We start from the raw sequence: 18,351 nt of genomic DNA on the forward strand, positions 1-18,351 counted from the left end.
TTCTTGGTGTGACGGTCGGTGCTTAGGGTGCTGGCCGTTTTTTTTGCTTTTCTTCTTTCGCCGTCATCGTCTTCGCCTATGATTTGTTCGTCGTTTGGCATTAAATAGGCAAGCAGTGAAGTGAAAAGTAAAAGTGAAATTAACAGGAGAGGCGCAATGTACTCGTTGGTGTTTTATGTTCCAGAAACGCATCTAGAGGCAGTGAAAACGGCGGTGTTTTTAGCTGGTGCTGGCTCAATTGGCGATTACGATCAGTGTTGTTGGCAAGTGAAAGGCGAAGGGCAATTTCGACCTAACCTGAATGCAAACCCTTTTCTTGGTGAAGTGGGCGCGTTAGAAAAAGTAGAAGAGTATCGAGTGGAAATGGTGCTTAAGGATGACGTGAAAGCAGAAGTCACAAGGGCGCTGCTCAGTGCTCACCCTTATGAGGAAGTTGCTTATCACTTTATTCAGATACAGAGTCAATGATCAGGGTGTCTTCATGGAAGCCATACTTTCCTGTTTTATGATCCTCAATAAAGAGCTCTAGTGTTTTCGTAACGCTAGAGAACGCCAACTCGTCCCAAGGAATATCAGACAGTTCAAACAGTGCGACTTCTGAGCTTTCTGATGTGGCGTGAAAATCATCCTTTTGCAAATCGGCCAAATAAAATAAATGTATTTGATTGATATGAGGAATGCTGATCATGCTAAAAGCTTGTCGGCAAATGGCGTGAGAGCCGCTTTCTTCCAGTGTTTCTCTGAGGGCGCCTTCGCTTGTGGTTTCTTGGTTTTCCATGAACCCGGCTGGCAAAGTCCAATAGCCAAATCTCGGCTCTATGTTTCTGCGGCAAAGTAATAGTTTGCCCTGGTACATAGGAATGGTGCCGGTTATTAGGCGCGGGTTGTCATAGTCAATGTGCTCACAATTCGGACAAACGGCACGAACTCGGTTGTCGTTTTCAGGAATAATCATGTCTACTGCGTGGCCGCATTGTGGGCAAAATCTCATGACGATGTCCTTAGTGTTTTAGCTTTAGTTTGGCGAACTTCACAACCTTGTCTTCAATCTCTTGGATCTCAATGAGGTAATGGCCTACTTGCAGACTAATTGGGTGCTCTGGGATGAATTCCAGTGTTTCAATGATGAGTCCGTTTAGCGTTTTTGGGCCATCGGTTGGCAGATGCCATTCAAGGGTTTTGTTAATGTCTCGAATGTGAGTGGAGCCGTCCACTTTGAATGAACCATCATCCAATGGCTGTATTTCGTCTTCTTCTTCTTGAGTTGGCGGCGTGAACTCCCCAACGATTTCTTCTAATACGTCTTCCAGCGCAGCAATACCTTGAACATCACCGTATTCATCAACCACTATGCCCATTTGCTGGTGGTCTTTTTGGAAGTTCAATAGCACTGTGTTTAATGACGTACTTTCTGGAATGAAGTAAGGCTCAACGGTGGCTTTTAATAGCGCCGCTTTAGAGGGTGTTTGCTCGCGTAAGAAAACCGCCGCATGACGCGCGTGTAAAATACCAATGACTTTGTTTATTTCGCCGTTATAGACAGGCATGCGTGTATGGCGGCTTTGGCATATTTGTTCGATGATCTCTTCAATAGAGTCTTCAATGTCGATACCGACCACTTCATTTCGTGGGATCATGATGTCTTCTACTGAGACTTTTTCTAAGTCCAAAATAGAGATCAGCATTTCTTGGTGAGCCGCAGGAATAAGGCCACTGGCTTCATTTACTACGGTTCTGAGTTCTTCGGAATCCAGCGTGTCATGATTGCGTTGTGAGGCATTGACGCCGACCAATCTTAGTAGCCCGTTTGACAGCATGTTAATAAAGAACACAGCGGGGTAAAAAACTTTGAGCAATACCGCCAGAATCCAAGAGGCAGGAAAGGCAATTTTCTCTGGATGGATGGCGGCCAGAGTTTTCGGCGTCACTTCAGCGAAGATCAAGACGATCACCGTCAGTGCCGCTGTTGCAATCGCAACCCCAGCATCCCCCCAAATACGCACGGCAATAATAGTCGCAATGGCCGACGCTAGGATATTAACGAAGTTATTTCCGATTAGGATCAAACCAATTAAGCGATCAGGTCTTTCTAATAACGTGCTGACCTTGATGGCAGAGCGGTTCTTGCTCTTTACCAAGTGCTTTAGTCGATATTTATTCAGCGATAACATGCCAGTTTCAGAACTGGAAAAGAACGCAGAAAGAAAGATAAGAGAAACCAGTATTCCACTAAGAATACCTAAGGGAACATCGTTCAAAAAGGGATTGCCTCAACTGTTTAGATAAACGGATTATTAGTGCTTAAAAAGTCGCTGTCAAACGACTTTCATGCATCATGAATTAATGGAGTAAAATTTGTAAGACAATCTTGCTACCAAAATAGGCAAGCATCAACAAAAAGAATCCGCTGATGGTCAGTTTAACCGCCAATTGGCCGCGCCAACCAGCAAAATGACGTCCTAACAAAAGCCCTGCAAACACAAACCAGGATGCGATAGTGAAAAATGTCTTATGCACAAGGTGCTGAGCAAACATATCTTCAATAAAGTAGAAGCCAGTTGCAATGGTTACGGTTAAAAGAATGAAGGCGGCCCAAATGAATTCGAACATCAGGCGCTCCAGTACTTGTAATGGTGGTACTCGTAGCAGCTGTTTTAGGCGGTGGTGTTTGAGTTGGTACTCTTGGATTGCGAGCAGTATGCCGACGCCGCAGGCCGCGGTAAATAAACTATAAGCGACCGACGCAATAAGGATGTGAACGCTGGTCCCCCACGATTCACTGTGCAGCTGTTTTAGGTTCCAAGGCTCAATGGCATTGAGTGCAATAATGATGGCGGTTAAAGGAAAGGCAATGGCAATGAGCAGTGATAAGTCTTTGTCTCTATTGCTTAACCAAAGAAAAGCATTACCAATAGCGGCAATCAATAACCCAATGGTAAGAAAGTTAAAACCATCTTGGCTAAATAATGTCTGGCTCAAAGACAGGGTGTGCAATGCTATCGCTGCGGCACCGAACAGTTGTGTTGAGCGGGCTTGAGGGCGGAAGTAGTAGGCTAAACTAGCCACTATACAAGCAAAACAAGCGAGCCAAAGCGATAATTGAGTCATGAAACTAAAGGATCCATAGAGTAAAGGTATAGGGTGACAATCATTTATCCGTTATAATAGGGGGAATTTCACCTTGGATAAACCGTGAAAGTCGGTTTTTTCCATATAGGACAAAAAATTTGAGGGCAATATGTTCGACAATTTATCGAATCGCTTAACTTCCTCGCTTGATCGTATTCGAGGTCGCGCCAAATTAACAGAAGACAATATTAAAGATGTGCTTCGTGATGTGCGTATGGCACTTCTTGAAGCCGATGTTGCGCTGCCTGTTGTTAAGGATTTCATCGCCGCTGTCAAAGAGCGCGCGGTTGGAACCGAAGTTACAAAAAGCTTAAGCCCTGGCCAAGTTTTCTTAAAAATCGTTAAGCAAGAACTTGAAAAAGTCATGGGTGAAGCAAACGATGGGTTAAACCTTCGTGTGGCTCGTCCAGCGGTTATCTTGCTTGCTGGTCTGCAAGGGGCGGGTAAAACCACTTCGGCGGCGAAACTGGCGAAATACTTAACGGAGCGTGAGAAAAAATCCGTCTCGGTTGTCAGTGCGGATGTGTATCGTCCAGCGGCGATTAAACAGCTTGAGACGTTGGCGGGTGAAGTCGGCGTTGACTTTATTCCTAGTGATATTTCTCAAAAGCCAATCGACATCGCGAACAACGCGATCGATTATGCGCGTAAAGCACATAAAGATGTATTGATTGTCGATACGGCAGGCCGTTTGGCCATTGATGATGCCATGATGGCAGAAATCAAAGCGCTTCATGGTGCGATTAATCCGATTGAAACCTTGTTCGTTGTCGATGCAATGACAGGTCAGGATGCGGCGAACACGGCGAAAGCGTTTGGTGATGTATTGCCTTTAACGGGTGTCATCCTAACCAAAACAGACGGTGATGCTCGCGGTGGTGCAGCACTATCGGTTCGTCACATTACCGGTAAGCCAATTAAGTTCTTGGGTGTGGGTGAAAAAACCGACGCGCTTGAACCTTTCCATCCAGATCGTTTGGCGTCTCGTATTCTTGGTATGGGCGACATGCTTTCCCTAATTGAGGAAGCTGAGCAAAAGATCGATAAAGAAAAAGCCGAGAAGCTTGCAGGCAAGCTGAAAAAAGGCAAAGGCTTCGATCTAGAAGATTTTAAAGAACAGCTTCAGCAAATGAAAAACATGGGCGGCATGAGTTCCATGTTAGATAAGCTTCCTGGAATGGGGCAGCTGGGCAATATTCAAGACAAGGTGAACGACAATATGTTCGTTCAAATGGAATCATTGATTAATTCAATGACGCCAGCGGAGCGTCGTAATCCGGATGTGATTAACGGTTCTCGTAAAAAACGTATTAGCAAGGGTGCCGGTTTACAGATTCAAGATTTGAATCGTCTTTTGAAGCAGCATAAGCAAATGCAGAAGATGATGAAAAAAATGACGGCCAAAGGCGGAATGAAAAAAATGATGCGTGGTTTAGGTGGAATGATGCCGGGTGGTGGTATGCCAGGTGGCGGTGGATTCCCTAAGCTATAGCCGTATCTTGTTGTTTTTATTAACGGCAGTTAAAAAACTGTCGTTTTTAATGTCTGGGCGAGCAATTCGCCCTTTTGTTTTTCTGGTTAATCGACTAGAATATGCCGCCCTCTTGTAGTATGAGTCAAAAATCGACTCGGCAAGAGGCGTTTCGTTAAGCAATAAGGAACCAATAATATGGTAACTATTCGTCTTTCTCGTGGTGGCTCTAAAAAGCGCCCATTCTATCATTTGAACGTGGCTGATAGCCGTCGTGCACGTGATGGTCGTTACATCGAGCGTTTGGGTTTCTTTAACCCTGTAGCTCGTGGTCAAGAAGAACGTCTACGCATCGATCTAGATCGCGTAAACCACTGGGTTAGCCAAGGCGCTCAACTTTCTGACCGTGCTGCGCAGCTTGTAAAAGATGCTAGCAAAAACGCTTAATACTGAGGTAATGCTATGTCTGAATTAAAACAAGCGGCCGCTCCTGAGCAAGCCCTTGTGGTTGGACGCATTACATCGGTTTACGGTGTTAAAGGGTGGGTGAAGTTATATTCACACACCGACCCAATGCAAGGAATCTTTGATTACAAGCATTGGTGGTTGAAAACTCCTAGTGGGTGGAAGACCGTTGAATTAAGCCAAGGACGACTGCAAGGTCGTGGTTTGGTGGCATCAGTGAAAGGTTATAGCGACAGAGATCTTGTAAAAGAAATCTGCGGTATGGACATCTACATTGATGGCAAAGAGCTCCCAGCGTTAGAGGAAGGTGATTACTACTGGAGTCAGCTGGAAGGTCTTAGGGTTATTACCAAAGAGGGTGTCCTCTTGGGGAAGGTTTCTCAGCTTATGGAAACCGGTGCGAATGATGTTGTCGTTGTCCGTGCGTGTGAAGGCAGTTTTGATCGCGAAGAACGCTTGATCCCCTATGCGCCAGGGTCTTATGTTGTAGATATTAATCTAGAACAGCAGGAAATGGTGGTTGATTGGGATCCAGAATTTTAAGCGTAAAGCTGGAGTCATAACGTGAAGGTCAGTGTTATATCGCTTTTTCCGGAGATGTTTCAAGCCATTACCCAATATGGAGTAACGGGCAGAGCCATTAAGTCTGGTTTAGTGTCGATGGATTTTATTAATCCTCGAGATTTCACCCATGACAGACATAAAACTGTGGATGATCGACCTTATGGTGGTGGTCCTGGGATGCTGATGAAAGTTCAGCCTCTCAAAGATGCGATTACAAGTGCCAAGTTATTGGTGCCGAACGCAAAAGTTATTTATCTATCCCCTCAAGGGCGTACGCTGACGCAAGAAGGTGTGCAACAGCTTGCTAAACAAGCAGAATTTATTCTGGTAGCAGGTCGTTATGAAGGCGTTGATGAGCGTTTAATTCAATCTGAGATTGATGAAGAATGGTCGATTGGCGACTTTGTTCTAAGTGGTGGCGAGTTGCCGGCTATGGTGCTGATGGATGCCGTACTTCGTATGGTTCCTGGAGTGCTAGGAAAGCAGGCTTCTGCGGACGAAGATTCGTTTGCAGACGGTTTGTTAGATTGCCCGCATTATACTCGACCAGAAGTGTTGGATGGCGAATCTGTCCCTTCTGTACTGCTTAGTGGCAACCATGAGGAGATTAGACGCTGGCGATTAAAGCAAAAGCTCGGAAGAACTTTGCAACGCCGGCCAGACCTTCTGCAAGACCTTGAGTTGGACAAGGAACAGCAGAAGCTGTTAGAAGAGTTTATTCGTGAAACTGAAGATTCAACCTCGGCAGAGTAGGAATTACGAGCTTGTCAAAGAGAAGAACCTTCGCTTGGCAAGAAACCATATCATTAGGAGTCACATCCATGAGTAATAAAACTAAACTGATTCAGCAAATTGAAGCTGAACAGATGACAAAAGAAGTCCCAGCCTTCGGTCCTGGTGACACTGTTGTTGTTCAAGTTAAAGTTAAAGAAGGTTCACGCGAGCGTCTACAGGCCTATGAAGGTGTTGTAATTGCTAAGCGTAATCGCGGTCTTAACTCAGCATTTACCGTTCGTAAAATCTCTAGCGGTATCGGTGTTGAGCGTGCTTTTCAAACATATAGCCCAATTGTTGAAAGCATCGAAGTTAAACGTCGCGGTGACGTGCGTCAGGCTAAGATCTACTACCTACGCGAGCGTTCTGGTAAATCAGCACGTATTAAAGAGAAATTGGCTAAACGTTAATTTTTCTGTGTTAAAAAAAGGCGACGAAAGTCGCCTTTTTTTATGGAACTTCCTCCTAGGGTTGTGGCCTAATGTTGATTACTCTTATTTGCTTGAGGTTATCAATGACGCCCTTCTTTCAGCTCTTTTCTCGATACGCAATAATCACTTCCCTCCCTGTTTTATTTTCCTCTCTTGCTTTTGCTGGTAAAGCGGAAGTAGATGCCGCTGTGCAACAGGCGCTACCTCAATACAGTATAGAAAATATTGAACTTCATTCTGGTTCAGGCTTATACACGGTGACCTTAAAAGATGGACCGGCTTTGCACGTTACTGCCGATGGAAAATATTTCACTACGGGGGATATTTATCATATCAATGGCACGGCCGTAGAAAACGAAACCCAGAAAGCGAAGCTTGCCGAGATAGAGGCGTTACCTGTTTCTAGAATGATTGTCTTTAAAGCCGCTAAGGAAAAAGCGCATATCACAGTGTTTACGGATGTCGATTGTGCCTATTGCCGTATGCTGCACAAAGAAGTTCCTAAGCTAAATGAAATGGGCATTACGGTGCGTTATTTGGCTTACCCTCGTGCTGGGCTTGGTTCTGACTCCTACAAAAAAATGGTTAGCATCTGGTGTTCTGATGATCCTAAAGGTTGGTTAACGAAAGCCAAAGAAGGTGACGCGATACCAGAAAACACCTGTGTAAACCCAGTTGCAGATGACTATAACCTAGGGAATTCCATTGGCGTTCGCGGTACTCCAACGATTGTCTTGCAAGACGGTCAGTTGATTCCTGGCTATTTGCCTGCGAATGAATTAGCGAAAGAGCTTGGGTTATAGCTTTATCGCGAAATATTCCACTAAACATGAGCCGTGTTCAGGGTATTCTTCGTTGGGTTTAATTCACTCTGACGCTATAATGGCAAGGCTTAGATGTTGGAAATGAACATCGTATAAAAATTAAATTATCTCTGTGGGGTATTGTTTTGAAACCGGTAAAAGTCGGAATTTGTGGGCTGGGAACGGTAGGTTCTGGCAGTTTTAATATTCTGCGTAAAAACGCAGAAGAAATTACACGACGTGTCGGCCGTTCAATCGTAATTGAGCAAGTAGGGGCACGTCGCGATAACGATGCATGCGACACCACCGGAGTGAACATGACCCGCGACATTTTTGATGTCGTGAATAATCCAGAGATTGATATTGTTCTTGAGCTTATTGGTGGCACATCCGTCGCGAAAGAGCTCGTGCTAACCGCCATCAAAAATGGCAAACATGTGGTAACTGCTAACAAAGCACTCATTGCAGAACACGGCAATGAGATATTCGCAAGAGCACAAGAAAAAGGCGTTATTGTTGCCTTTGAGGCCGCTGTGGCTGGCGGTATTCCTATTATCAAATCTCTTCGTGAAGGTTTGTCTGCAAATCGCATTGATTGGTTGGCGGGTATCATTAATGGTACGGGCAACTTTATTCTGACTGAGATGAGTGAAAAAGGTCGGAATTTTGATGATGTGCTAAAAGAAGCGCAAGCATTAGGTTATGCCGAAGCAGATCCTACATTTGATGTAGAAGGTATTGATGCCGCTCATAAATTGACTATTTTAGCCTCTATTGCATTTGGTATTCCTTTGCAGTTTGAGAAAACCTATACCGAAGGCATCAGTCGTATTACCTCTGAAGACGTCGCTTTTGCGCGTGATCTAGGTTATGCCATCAAACATTTGGGCATTGCTAACCGCACTAAAAATGGCATTGAGCTGCGCGTCCATCCGACGTTGATCTCGAATAAGCAGTTATTGGCCAATGTGAATGGTGTGATGAATGCGGTCATGGTAAAAGGCGACGCGGTCGGTCCTACTTTGACTTATGGTGCGGGCGCTGGCGCTATGCCAACAGGCTCATCGGTTGTGGCTGATGTCATTGATGTTGCGCGTACTTTGACGTCAGATCCTACCAACAGAGTGCCGCATTTGGCCTTCCAAGCGGATGCCTTGTCTGATGTTAATATTCTACCTATTGAAGAAATTGAATGTGGTTTCTTCTTGAATATGACGATCCAAGACCGCGCTGGTGTGTTGGCGAATATCACTCAGATCTTATCCAAAAATGGCATTAGCATTGAGTCTTTGATTCAGCGTGAGCGTGAAGGCAGCGACCTTGTGCCGCTGGTAGTCATGACCCATGACGTGAAAGAGCGTTCTATGAATGCAGCCATTGCTGAAATTGAAGCCTTGCCAGATGTTGCGGGTACTGTTCAACGTATTCGTGTCGAAACATTGGCTTAAGGGGAAACAATCATGAAATATATTTCAACTCGTGGTAAAGCACCTGCCTTGTCTTTTGGCGATGTGCTATTGGCTGGTTTGGCGAATGATGGCGGTTTGTATGTGCCAGAAACCTTACCTCATTATAGTAAAGAAGACATTGCCTCCTGGGCGAATCTAAGTTACCAAGAACTTGCTTTTAAAGTGATGTGGCCTTTTGTGGAAGGCGACATTCCTGCGGATGCGTTTAAGCGTATGATCGATGAAGCGTACTCGAGCTTCAATCATTCGTCTGTAGCGCCTATGGTTCAAGTTGGCAATAACGAATGGATACTTGAGTTATTCCGTGGACCTACCTTGGCATTTAAAGATTTTGCACTGCAATTGCTCGGGCGTTTGATGGATTATGTTCTGTCTGAGCGTAAAGAGAAGCTTGTGATTCTTGGTGCGACATCAGGTGACACAGGTTCAGCCGCTATTGAAGGTTGCCGTCATTCTGAGCATTTAGATATTTTTATCCTGCACCCATATGAACGAGTGTCTGAAGTGCAACGTCGCCAAATGACGACGGTTATTGATGACAATGTTTTCAATATCGCAGTGAAAGGTAACTTTGACGATTGCCAAGGTATGGTGAAGTCTAGCTTTGCGGATCAATCTTTCTTGAAAGGCGCCAAGCTGGGCGCGGTGAATTCAATCAACTGGGCACGCATCATGGCTCAAGTTGTTTACTACTTTTCATCGGCTTTGTCTGTTGGTGCGCCACATCGTAAGGTGTCTTTCTCTGTGCCAACCGGTAACTTTGGTGATATTTTCGCGGGTTACCTTGCTAAACAAATGGGCTTGCCGATCGATCAATTGGTTGTTGCGACGAACCAGAATGACATTTTGCACCGTGTAATTTCAGAAAACGACATGAGTCGCCAGTCACTAAACGTTACCTTGTCGCCAAGCATGGATATTATGGTATCGAGTAACTTTGAGCGCTTGTTGTTTGATGCTCATGGCCGCGATGGCGTCGCAATCGATGACTTGATGGCACGCTTTAACAAGGGGGATGTATCCCTTAATGATCAAGCTTGGTCATTTGTTAAAGATAATTTCGACAGTTACAAAGTGGATGACAAGAAAACCTGTGATGTGATTGCTGATGTGTTTGCATCTACTCAGTATCTTCTTGATCCTCATACGGCAATTGGTTTGGAAGCCGCACGTCAGTGTTGGAAAGACAAATCTGTGCCTATGATTACTCTAGCAACAGCGCATCCGGTGAAGTTCCCAGAAGCGGTTGAAAAGGCCGGTTGCCAATCGCCAAGTTTGCCTGAGCATATGAAGGATCTTTTTGAGCGAGAAGAGTCTTACACTGTGCTAGACAACAGCTTAGACGAGGTTCAATCATTTGTTGCCGAGCGTATTTAGCCGCGCAATAGTGAGTTAATGATAAATAAAGCCGGCTCTCTGTGAGGGCCGGCTTTTCTTCTTTTACCTTTCCTACCAGTTACTTTCTATGAACTTAATTTTACTTGATCCAAATAATGAGCCCAGTAGCGGGCAATATGCGTTAACTGAGCGTCAACAATTGCATGTGTCAAAGGTTATCAAGGCGGTCACTGGCGATGTATTACGTGTGGGCTTGCTCAACGGCGGAATCGGTGAAGGTGTTTATCAGGCGCCAGAAAACTCAAACCCTGGTGTTATTCATTCATTGACCTTGCATTCTGAACCGCCCGCTGCCTTGCCTATGGTGTTAGTGATGGCCTTACCAAGGCCTAATATGCTCAAGCGAACGTTGCAAAATATCAGTGCGATGGGGGTAAAGGAAATCTATCTGATTCATTCTGCAAAAGTGGAAAAAAGCTATTGGCAGAGCCCTGTGCTGCAGCAGGATTCTATCCAGCAGTCGTTATTGGAAGGGCTGGAGCAAGCGAAAGACACCATTATGCCTGTGTGTCACATGATCCCGCGTTTTCGTCCCTTTGTAGAAGACCAATTGCCTGCGATTGTCGCGGATAAGCGAGGGCTACTTGCTCACCCATATCAAGCGAAGGCGTGCCCTGTGGCGATCAAAGAGCCTTGCGTGTTGGCTTTGGGGCCAGAAGGTGGCTGGAATGAGTTTGAAGTAGAAAAATGGCTCGAAGCTGGGATGGAGTCTGTGCACCTAGGGGATCGTATTCTTAGAGTAGAAACCGTCGTACCTGTGTTGTTGTCGAGACTGTATCCTGCTGGTTGTTAATGTCCCCTAATCTCTGTTAATTTCTCTTAATACTGCTCAGTAGGGAAACTCTACGTATTTTCAGAGTGTAGTAAGCAAATGAAGGAGAGAGGAATGAGCGAAGTAGCTCGTGGTTGCCGGCCTGATGCTCAGCGCGATAATAAAAACTTGATGCAGCGTTGTGTTCATCACGTTTTTTATTTCGGCCTGTCTGGTGAGATATTTTCCGAGCAAATTCGTCGCACCTTGCTCGTTAATCTGTTTTCCATCGTCGGTATAGTCTTTACCTTCCCACTGGGTATTGCGGCGCTATACCGTTCTAATACTTGGCTTGCCCTTGTTTTGCTGTGTTTCGCATTCATCTTTTGTATCAACCAGTTTTATCTTAGGCGAACTAGAAACCATGAGATCTGCGCTAATATAATCATCTATCCTCTGTATTTTCTCATGCTGTATCTCGTTTTCACCGGTGGTGTTAATGGCACAGGGTATGTATGGATTTTTTGTGTTCCTGCTGTGTCTTTGTTTATCCAAGGGATAAAGCGAGGCGTGATCGAGATGGTCATTTTTACCTTGCTGCTTATCGTCATTCTGTATTTTTTTGCGAGTGTTTATGGTTTTGCTTTTCACTATGATGAAGACCTAAGGTTTCGTGTAATCGCATCTTTTATCGTGGTATTTTTCTTGTCGACTATTTATGAATATTCCATGTCGCGTTTTAATAAAGCTTTGCATGAATCGTCAAAGCAGCTTAAGGAACAGGCTGAAACAGACCCTTTAACGCAGCTATTGAATAGGCGAGGGATGCAGCAACGCTTAGAGGAGGCTGAAGGCGCTGAGCTGCGTTTGGTGTTAATTGACGTGGATTATTTTAAAAACATAAATGATCAATACGGCCATGATTGTGGTGATTTTATTCTCCGTTCGCTTGCCAGACTAATACAAAAAGAGCTGCCTGAAGGCGCTTGGTTATCTCGCTGGGGAGGAGAAGAATTTTTACTGGCACTTAATGACGCTTACTTAGGCCAAGCGATAGAAGTCGCCGAGAAAATTCGTCAGGCTATAGAAGGGTATGATTTTAATTACGATGAGCAAGAGATACGCATCACCGCCAGCTTTGGTATCGTTCCATTAGGAACTGATCACCCTTTGGCTCTGGCCTTGAAGGCGGCTGATAGCTTGCTATATAAAGCAAAAGACGCTGGTAGAAACAATATCTGCGTGTGATTGGTTGGCTTGAAAGTCCTCCTTAAAATATTTTAAGGAGGACTTTTTGCTATTTAGTGAGTGCGAACTTTGGAGCCGATAGCCCCATAGTACGCAATGTATAGGTAGCAAATAACAGGCATAACAAAGGAGATCTGTAGGCCAATAGAGTCAGCCAGAGAGCCTTGAATGACGGGTAAAATTGCACCACCTACAATGGCCAAACAAAGTAAGCCAGAGCCGCGACTGGTCTGTGCGCCTAAGCCGCTAAGGGCGAGGCTGAAAATCGTCGGGAACATAATTGAGTTAAAGAAACCCACTAATAAGATAGACCACATGGCAATGTGACCGTCATTTAAGATCGTGCTTACAATCAAGACAATGGCCAATAAAGCGTTCATGGTAAGCAGTTTGCTTGCCGACATTCGCTGCATCAGCGCTGCCCCGATAAAGCGCCCAACCATAGCGCCTCCCCAGTAATACGCAACGTAGTGAGCGGCATCTGCTTCGGCCAGCCCTGCAATATTATCAAGGCCAAAGAAGTTAACGAGTAGGCTCCCAATAGAGACCTCCGCGCCAACGTACATAAAGATAGCCACAGCACCTAACACCAAATGGCGGTAACTTAAGATACTGATGTCTGGTGCTGCTGTGCTTTCTTCTTCGACATTCGAGGGCGTTGGCAGACTAATGCGAGTGAAGATAATCGCCAAAATAACAAGCGCTGCGGCTAACCCTATATAAGGGAAGATCACGCTTTCTGCTTCTTGCGCTTTGGACGCATATTGACCTGCAGCGGTAAACAGTAGTGCGCCACCAACTAAAGGAGCAAGGGTTGTTCCTAACGAGTTGAATGCTTGTGAAAGCGTTAAGCGACTGGATGCGGTCTCGGAAGGCCCCATAATGGTGACAAGAGGGTTAGCGGCGACTTGTAAAATAGTGATGCCGGACGCTAAGACAAAAAGAGCGCCTAGAAAAATGATATAAAGTTGCGCTTTTGCGGCGGCAATAAAGAGTAAACAGCCCGCTGCTGCAATCATTAATCCGATGCCTATGCCGCGTTGGAAGCCAATTTTCTTAACAAGGTTACCGGCTGGAACAGAAACAATAAAATAGGCGCCGAAAAAGCAGAATTGAATTAGCATCGCCTGTGTATAGGAAAGGTCAAAAACGCCTTTTAAGTGTGGGATTAGAATGTCATTAAGCGATGTAATAAACCCCCACATAAAAAACAAGGATGTGAGAGCAACGAACGCAAAGCGTTGATTTAACTGTGGCTTTTCAGCCATAGATGACGTGTTTTTCATAATTTTTCCGATCAGTTTAAACGAGGATTGTTCGTTTTTTATCTTTAGAATAGTTATCCAAATCAAAAAATCACGGCATCATAGCACCGTAAAGGCGCTTAAGTGTGTCGGGGGGCGTTGTGTGACATAAGTGTCCTAATAAATTCCTAAATAGGCACTCTACTGTAAGGAAATATTACCTAGCCGTATTTTATGTAACATACTCCAGCCTCGTTTGTGAGCTGGCTGGAGTAGGTTATTTGGCGGGATTATTTATCTTGTGGGTCAACGTGACGAGTGAAGTCGCGACGATCGGTAGACCATTGCTTATCGGTTACTTGGAATTGGTTGATATTCACAATGATGCTGTCGGCGAGTTTGATGACATCGTAGCCAACCAAAGTGGAATGTTCGGTTTGTTGGTTGATCGCCACAAAGCTTTGCTTCATCTCGTCATAATGGGCGGTGACATCAAGGAAGTTGTTTTGTTGGCTTTTTATCGCATGGGAAATTTGCTCGACTTTATGTGAGATGGTTTCCATCGCGGCTTGTACTTGGGACAAAGAATCCGTGGCGTCCCCGGTGTTTTTCGACGACTGCTCAGCATTAATTTTGCTTTTCTCCATGCGTTTCACAACTTCTAGCGTACCGCTTTGAATGGCTTCAACCATGCTGGCGACTTCGTCGGTGGATTGGCGCGTTTTGGATGCCAATGAACGAACTTCGTCAGCCACGACCGCAAACCCACGACCGGTTTCACCCGCTCGTGCCGCTTCAATCGCCGCGTTGAGCGCCAACAGATTGGTTTGTTCTGAAATGCCATTAATCACATCAATAATGCCAGCGATTCTATCGGTATCGTCTTTGAGCTTTGAAAGCGCGTCGACGGCGAGACTAATGTCTTTGGACAGCTCGTCCATTGTTTGAGCGACGTTATTAACCACCTGACTGCTCGAATGAACTATCTTGTTGCCTTCTATCGTGGCTTCGCTAATTTGCTCCAGTTCGGCTTTTACTTGCAAAGTGGAATCATTGGTATCAGATAAGCAAATGTTAACTTGCTCAGCTTGGTTCTTCTGTTGTTGTGTGGCGATAGACAGTTGGCCGTTTACATCGGCCATGTCTTCTGAAATGGGCTTCAGGCGAGTGACGGATGCCAAAACCGAAGAAAATGTTTTATCGATGTGGGCGATAAATAAATTGATGCCTGCTGCTAAATACGCGAGTTCGTCTTTGCGTTTTATGGGTAAACGCTGAGTTAGATCGCCTTCGCCCATGGCGATGTCGTGCATCATTTCACCCATTGCTTTAATTGGGCGAACTATGATGTTGGCAACCAGTAAGCCTAGAAGAGCGCCAACAATGAGGGCTATGACAGAGACAATGGCCAGCGTGGTGTAAATCCTTGCTTGTAATTGATAGACGGATTTGAGGGCTTCGGCTTCGCTGATTTCACTGATAATGGCCCAATTCATGCCTTGGATATTTAAGGGTTTGTAGGCAAACAGGGCAGGGACGCCCAAATAGTTGGTTTCTTGAATGAAGCCTGTTTCGCCATTAATTGCTTTTTTCACACCTTCTCCGGTTACCTTAAGAAGGTTGATGCTTGTGCCTCGATGGGCAATTTCATCCAACGTTTTTGGCGGTAGCTTGATGGCTTTTACTTTTTCTAAAAAGGCCGTTTTATTTTCCAGTAATAAACGCTCGTTACTGCGCATTAGATAGTCGCTACCCACCAGGTAGGTTTGCCCTGTTTCCCCTAATCCACTGGCAGCCCAGTTTTGATGGTGAGACATCACTGAGCTGATGCGGTCAATAGGCATTTGGAAAATCAACACCGCAATGGTTTTGCCATTATCAATCACTGGCGTAGAGATAAAAGACGCCGCGGCATTATAGGATGGACCATAAGGAGAAAAATCTGTGAGATAGGTGGTGTCTTTTGGCGCTTTAACCGCGTGTTTGAACGCTTGCGCTAAACCGGTATTTTTATAAGGTCCAGAGAGCAGCGAGGTGGCAAAATCGAGTTCTTTAAAAACGCTATACACGACATGACCGCTGTTTGCGTCGACCAGAAACACATCATAGAAACCAAAGCGCTGTTGGAACTCATGAAACATAGGGTGGAATTCTTGGTGAACTTTATCGTATGCAGAATCATTGCCTGCGCTGTTTAAGCTGTCTTTTTGACCTAATTGGGCTGGATTATTGCTGATGTAGGCTTCTTGCATGGCTTTGGCAATAGGACTTAATGCGGTTAACAATGCGTCTGGGTTGCTGGATTCACCCGCATTAAGTGTTTGATAATTCTTATCGAATTGCTGCTGATAGTAGTCGTTTAGTTTTTCATCGTCTGCGGCGGTGGTCGTAGTTGGAAAGGCGTTAAAAGCGCTTGAGAAAGCCTTGGCGGCCGCTAAGGTGCTGTTGTTATGGGATAAGCTGGCGATTTGTCGATCAATCAATGAAAAATAGGTTTCAACAGACTCTGCGGTTAGATCTCGCGACAGCGCGAGCTGTTTTTGAGCGCTGTCTTGTAAGGCACTCGTTCCTTCGTTTAGGGCATTGTTGCTTAATATTAATCCCACAACAATAGTAGGAACGACTGCTAGCAAGGTGCCCATTAGAACCAAACGCATCTTAATTGATAAAGCCATTTTTCATCCTAAAAATTGATTTAATCTAAATCATATAAAAATATAAACCGTTATTAACGCTTTAGTAAAGAAAGCGCAAAAAAATTGTCTTGATTAAATCCCAGCTGCATAAAAAAGGGTAAAGGATTTATGTTAATCTTTGGTATCAATTTGTTAACTACTTCCCCTGATTTTAGAGTATTTGTATGCGTATAGAACGTCGCTCCTACCAGACTACAGATGAGCACTTTTCTGCGGACATGCCGCCGAGTTTACAGCGTATATTTTTAGCTCGAGGTGTCTCTTCTAGCCAAGAATTGGATTACCGTCTGCCCTTGTTGTTGAGGCCCGAGCCATTGTTTGGGCTGCAAGCGGCGGCGAGCATTCTTGCTGATGCCATTATGGGGGAGCAAAAAATTCTAATTGTCGGTGACTTTGATGTCGATGGCGCGACCAGTACCAGCTTGGGGATACTTGCCTTAGAAGCGATGGGGGCCATTGCTCCCGATTACTTGGTGCCCAATCGTTTTGAATTTGGTTATGGCTTAACCCCAGAAATAGTCGAAGTGGCGAAAGAGAAACAGCCCGATGTGTTGGTAACCGTCGATAACGGTATCGCCAGTTTAGATGGGGTGCGCGCGGCAAAATCCTATGGCATGAAAGTGGTCGTGACGGACCATCATTTACCTGGTGATGAGCTACCAGAAGCGGATGCAATCGTTAACCCGAACCACCCCGCTTGTGGCTTCGACAGTAAAAACCTTGCAGGCGTAGGGGTGATTTTTTATGTGATGAGCGCTTTGCGAGCTGAATTAAAACGACGAAACTGGTTCGAAGATCAGCATATTCCTGAGCCGAAAATGGCGGACTATTTAGACCTGGTAGCATTGGGGACTGTGGCCGATGTGGTGTCGTTAGATACCAATAACCGGATTCTCGTGCAGCAGGGGATTAAGCGCATCCAAGCAGGGTTGGCACGCCCTGGTATCCTCGCATTATTGGAGATAGGTCGTCGTGACTACTCACGATTGAAAGCGTCTGACCTTGGTTTTGTGGTTGGTCCTAGGTTAAATGCAGCAGGGCGTCTTGATGATATGTCTGTCGGCATTGAATGTTTATTGACTCCTCACCCGCATCAAGCAAAGCAATATGCCCAGCAATTGGATCAGTTTAATCGCGAGCGCAAGGCGATTGAATCCGACATGAAAGATCAGGCTGAAGAGGTCTTATCTAGCTTGTTAGATGAAGATCAAGATATGCCCAATGGCATGTGTTTCTACGACCCTGACTGGCATCAAGGTGTGATAGGTATCTTGGCTTCTCGTATGAAAGAAAAGTGCCACCGTCCGGTGATTGCGTTTGCGCGTGTCGGCGACGATGAATTAAAAGGCTCTGCGCGTTCTATTGCTGGCGTGCATATTCGAGACGCATTGGATTTATTGGCAAAACGCTACCCTCAATTACTGAGTAAATTTGGTGGGCATGCAATGGCGGCTGGCATGAGCATTAAAGAGTCTCATTACGACGCCTTCCGTTTGGCGTTCGACGCTATTATTAGCGACTGGGTGACACCGGAGCAGCTCGAAGCTACGGTTTGGACGGATGGGCCTCTCGCCCCCGAAGATTTTAGTTTGAGTTTTGCTGAGCAGGTGCGTTTATCTGGACCTTGGGGGCAAGCGTTTCCTGAACCTTGTTTTGATGGTGTATTTGAGGTGTTGCAACAACGCTTGGTGGGTGAGAAGCATTTGAAGTTGATGGTAAGGGAGCCGCAAAGTGGGCTCTTGCTCGATGCGATTTGTTTCTTTGTGGATTTGGAAAAATGGCCGAACGAGTCCTGTACGAAAATTCGCTTAGTCTACAAGCTCGATATCAACGAATTTAGAGGGCAAAAAAACCTCCAATTGATGGTGGACTATTTAGAAGCGGCTTAGTTTTGAACGCTGTTTTTCT

The 18,351-nt window shown here is 45.3% G+C and carries 17 protein-coding genes; 12 read left to right on the forward strand and 5 right to left on the reverse strand.

The features are described 5' to 3' along the window. The first annotated feature begins 156 nt into the window (after nucleotides 1–156). Nucleotides 157–468: an NGG1p interacting factor NIF3 gene (locus tag E0D71_RS07655; protein WP_133002706.1), complete on the forward strand. Its 312-nt coding sequence runs from the start codon at nucleotides 157–159 to the stop codon at nucleotides 466–468. Here E0D71_RS07655 and E0D71_RS07660 read toward each other — a convergent pair. The 3 genes from E0D71_RS07660 to ccsA all read right to left on the reverse strand — a co-directional run bounded on the left by E0D71_RS07660 (nucleotide 446) and on the right by ccsA (nucleotide 3,108). Further along, nucleotides 446–991, reverse strand: coding sequence for an NUDIX hydrolase (locus E0D71_RS07660; RefSeq protein WP_133002707.1), 546 nt, complete (start codon nucleotides 989–991; stop codon nucleotides 446–448). The two genes, E0D71_RS07655 and E0D71_RS07660, sit on opposite strands and share 23 nt — an antisense overlap. A gap of 10 nt (nucleotides 992–1,001) precedes the next feature. Next, nucleotides 1,002–2,258, reverse strand: a complete 1,257-nt coding sequence (locus tag E0D71_RS07665) for an HlyC/CorC family transporter (protein WP_133002708.1) — start codon at nucleotides 2,256–2,258, stop codon at nucleotides 1,002–1,004. Between the two features lie 82 nt (nucleotides 2,259–2,340). Then, a complete protein-coding gene (gene ccsA / locus E0D71_RS07670; RefSeq protein ID WP_133002709.1) occupies nucleotides 2,341–3,108 on the reverse strand; it encodes a cytochrome c biogenesis protein CcsA in 768 nt (255 codons plus the stop codon). 130 nt (nucleotides 3,109–3,238) lie between these two features. Here ccsA and ffh point away from each other — a divergent pair, with 130 nt between their 5' ends. The 10 genes from ffh to E0D71_RS07720 all read left to right on the forward strand — a co-directional run bounded on the left by ffh (nucleotide 3,239) and on the right by E0D71_RS07720 (nucleotide 12,503). Beyond that, a complete protein-coding gene (gene ffh, locus E0D71_RS07675) occupies nucleotides 3,239–4,621 on the forward strand; it encodes a signal recognition particle protein (RefSeq protein WP_133002710.1) in 1,383 nt (460 codons plus the stop codon). Between the two features lie 177 nt (nucleotides 4,622–4,798). Then, nucleotides 4,799–5,047: a 30S ribosomal protein S16 gene (gene rpsP, locus E0D71_RS07680; protein ID WP_012071436.1), complete on the forward strand. Its 249-nt coding sequence runs from the start codon at nucleotides 4,799–4,801 to the stop codon at nucleotides 5,045–5,047. Between the two features lie 15 nt (nucleotides 5,048–5,062). After that, on the forward strand, nucleotides 5,063–5,608 hold the full coding sequence (rimM, locus tag E0D71_RS07685; protein WP_133002711.1) for a ribosome maturation factor RimM: 546 nt from the start codon (nucleotides 5,063–5,065) through the stop codon (nucleotides 5,606–5,608). A 21-nt stretch (nucleotides 5,609–5,629) separates the two neighbouring features. Further along, nucleotides 5,630–6,382, forward strand: a complete 753-nt coding sequence (gene trmD, locus E0D71_RS07690; RefSeq protein ID WP_133002712.1) for a tRNA (guanosine(37)-N1)-methyltransferase TrmD — start codon at nucleotides 5,630–5,632, stop codon at nucleotides 6,380–6,382. Between the two features lie 68 nt (nucleotides 6,383–6,450). Further along, on the forward strand, nucleotides 6,451–6,813 hold the full coding sequence (gene rplS / locus E0D71_RS07695; protein WP_133002713.1) for a 50S ribosomal protein L19: 363 nt from the start codon (nucleotides 6,451–6,453) through the stop codon (nucleotides 6,811–6,813). A 104-nt stretch (nucleotides 6,814–6,917) separates the two neighbouring features. After that, nucleotides 6,918–7,637: a thioredoxin fold domain-containing protein gene (locus E0D71_RS07700; protein ID WP_133002714.1), complete on the forward strand. Its 720-nt coding sequence runs from the start codon at nucleotides 6,918–6,920 to the stop codon at nucleotides 7,635–7,637. Between the two features lie 146 nt (nucleotides 7,638–7,783). Next, nucleotides 7,784–9,085, forward strand: a complete 1,302-nt coding sequence (locus E0D71_RS07705) for a homoserine dehydrogenase (RefSeq protein ID WP_133002715.1) — start codon at nucleotides 7,784–7,786, stop codon at nucleotides 9,083–9,085. A gap of 12 nt (nucleotides 9,086–9,097) precedes the next feature. Beyond that, nucleotides 9,098–10,483: a threonine synthase gene (thrC, locus tag E0D71_RS07710; protein ID WP_133002716.1), complete on the forward strand. Its 1,386-nt coding sequence runs from the start codon at nucleotides 9,098–9,100 to the stop codon at nucleotides 10,481–10,483. A gap of 88 nt (nucleotides 10,484–10,571) precedes the next feature. After that, a complete protein-coding gene (locus E0D71_RS07715) occupies nucleotides 10,572–11,297 on the forward strand; it encodes a 16S rRNA (uracil(1498)-N(3))-methyltransferase (protein ID WP_133002717.1) in 726 nt (241 codons plus the stop codon). A 93-nt stretch (nucleotides 11,298–11,390) separates the two neighbouring features. Then, the gene (locus tag E0D71_RS07720) at nucleotides 11,391–12,503 is read left to right on the forward strand and encodes a GGDEF domain-containing protein (protein WP_165942967.1); all 1,113 of its coding nucleotides are present in this window, start codon (nucleotides 11,391–11,393) and stop codon (nucleotides 12,501–12,503) included. A gap of 53 nt (nucleotides 12,504–12,556) precedes the next feature. On the opposite strand, the gene E0D71_RS07725 is transcribed toward E0D71_RS07720, so the two are convergent. Both E0D71_RS07725 and E0D71_RS07730 read right to left on the reverse strand, forming a co-directional pair. Further along, a complete protein-coding gene (locus tag E0D71_RS07725; RefSeq protein ID WP_133002719.1) occupies nucleotides 12,557–13,789 on the reverse strand; it encodes a sugar MFS transporter in 1,233 nt (410 codons plus the stop codon). A 248-nt stretch (nucleotides 13,790–14,037) separates the two neighbouring features. Next, nucleotides 14,038–16,422 (reverse strand): methyl-accepting chemotaxis protein, encoded by a 2,385-nt coding sequence (locus E0D71_RS07730; protein WP_133002720.1) that lies wholly within the window; start codon nucleotides 16,420–16,422, stop codon nucleotides 14,038–14,040. A gap of 185 nt (nucleotides 16,423–16,607) precedes the next feature. Between E0D71_RS07730 and recJ the strand changes: the two genes are divergently transcribed. Next, nucleotides 16,608–18,332 (forward strand): single-stranded-DNA-specific exonuclease RecJ, encoded by a 1,725-nt coding sequence (gene recJ, locus E0D71_RS07735; protein ID WP_133002721.1) that lies wholly within the window; start codon nucleotides 16,608–16,610, stop codon nucleotides 18,330–18,332. The last annotated feature ends 19 nt before the right edge of the window (nucleotides 18,333–18,351 follow it).

It is taken from the genome of Marinomonas sp. KMM3893 (assembly GCF_004352855.1).
Lineage (GTDB): Bacteria > Pseudomonadota > Gammaproteobacteria > Pseudomonadales > Marinomonadaceae > Marinomonas > Marinomonas arenicola.

Bases quoted from the DNA above. Each gene is read 5' to 3' on its own strand.
- E0D71_RS07655 (WP_133002706.1), top strand. From the start codon at position 157: ATGTACTCGTTGGTGTTTTATGTTCCAGAAACGCATCTAGAGGCAGTG.
- E0D71_RS07660 (WP_133002707.1), bottom strand. From the start codon at position 991: ATGAGATTTTGCCCACAATGCGGCCACGCAGTAGACATGATTATTCCT.
- ccsA (WP_133002709.1), bottom strand. From the start codon at position 3,108: ATGACTCAATTATCGCTTTGGCTCGCTTGTTTTGCTTGTATAGTGGCT.
- ffh (WP_133002710.1), top strand. From the start codon at position 3,239: ATGTTCGACAATTTATCGAATCGCTTAACTTCCTCGCTTGATCGTATT.
- rpsP (WP_012071436.1), top strand. From the start codon at position 4,799: ATGGTAACTATTCGTCTTTCTCGTGGTGGCTCTAAAAAGCGCCCATTC.
- rimM (WP_133002711.1), top strand. From the start codon at position 5,063: ATGTCTGAATTAAAACAAGCGGCCGCTCCTGAGCAAGCCCTTGTGGTT.
- rplS (WP_133002713.1), top strand. From the start codon at position 6,451: ATGAGTAATAAAACTAAACTGATTCAGCAAATTGAAGCTGAACAGATG.
- E0D71_RS07700 (WP_133002714.1), top strand. From the start codon at position 6,918: ATGACGCCCTTCTTTCAGCTCTTTTCTCGATACGCAATAATCACTTCC.
- thrC (WP_133002716.1), top strand. From the start codon at position 9,098: ATGAAATATATTTCAACTCGTGGTAAAGCACCTGCCTTGTCTTTTGGC.
- E0D71_RS07715 (WP_133002717.1), top strand. From the start codon at position 10,572: ATGAACTTAATTTTACTTGATCCAAATAATGAGCCCAGTAGCGGGCAA.
- E0D71_RS07720 (WP_165942967.1), top strand. From the start codon at position 11,391: ATGAGCGAAGTAGCTCGTGGTTGCCGGCCTGATGCTCAGCGCGATAAT.
- E0D71_RS07725 (WP_133002719.1), bottom strand. From the start codon at position 13,789: ATGAAAAACACGTCATCTATGGCTGAAAAGCCACAGTTAAATCAACGC.
- E0D71_RS07730 (WP_133002720.1), bottom strand. From the start codon at position 16,422: ATGGCTTTATCAATTAAGATGCGTTTGGTTCTAATGGGCACCTTGCTA.
- recJ (WP_133002721.1), top strand. From the start codon at position 16,608: ATGCGTATAGAACGTCGCTCCTACCAGACTACAGATGAGCACTTTTCT.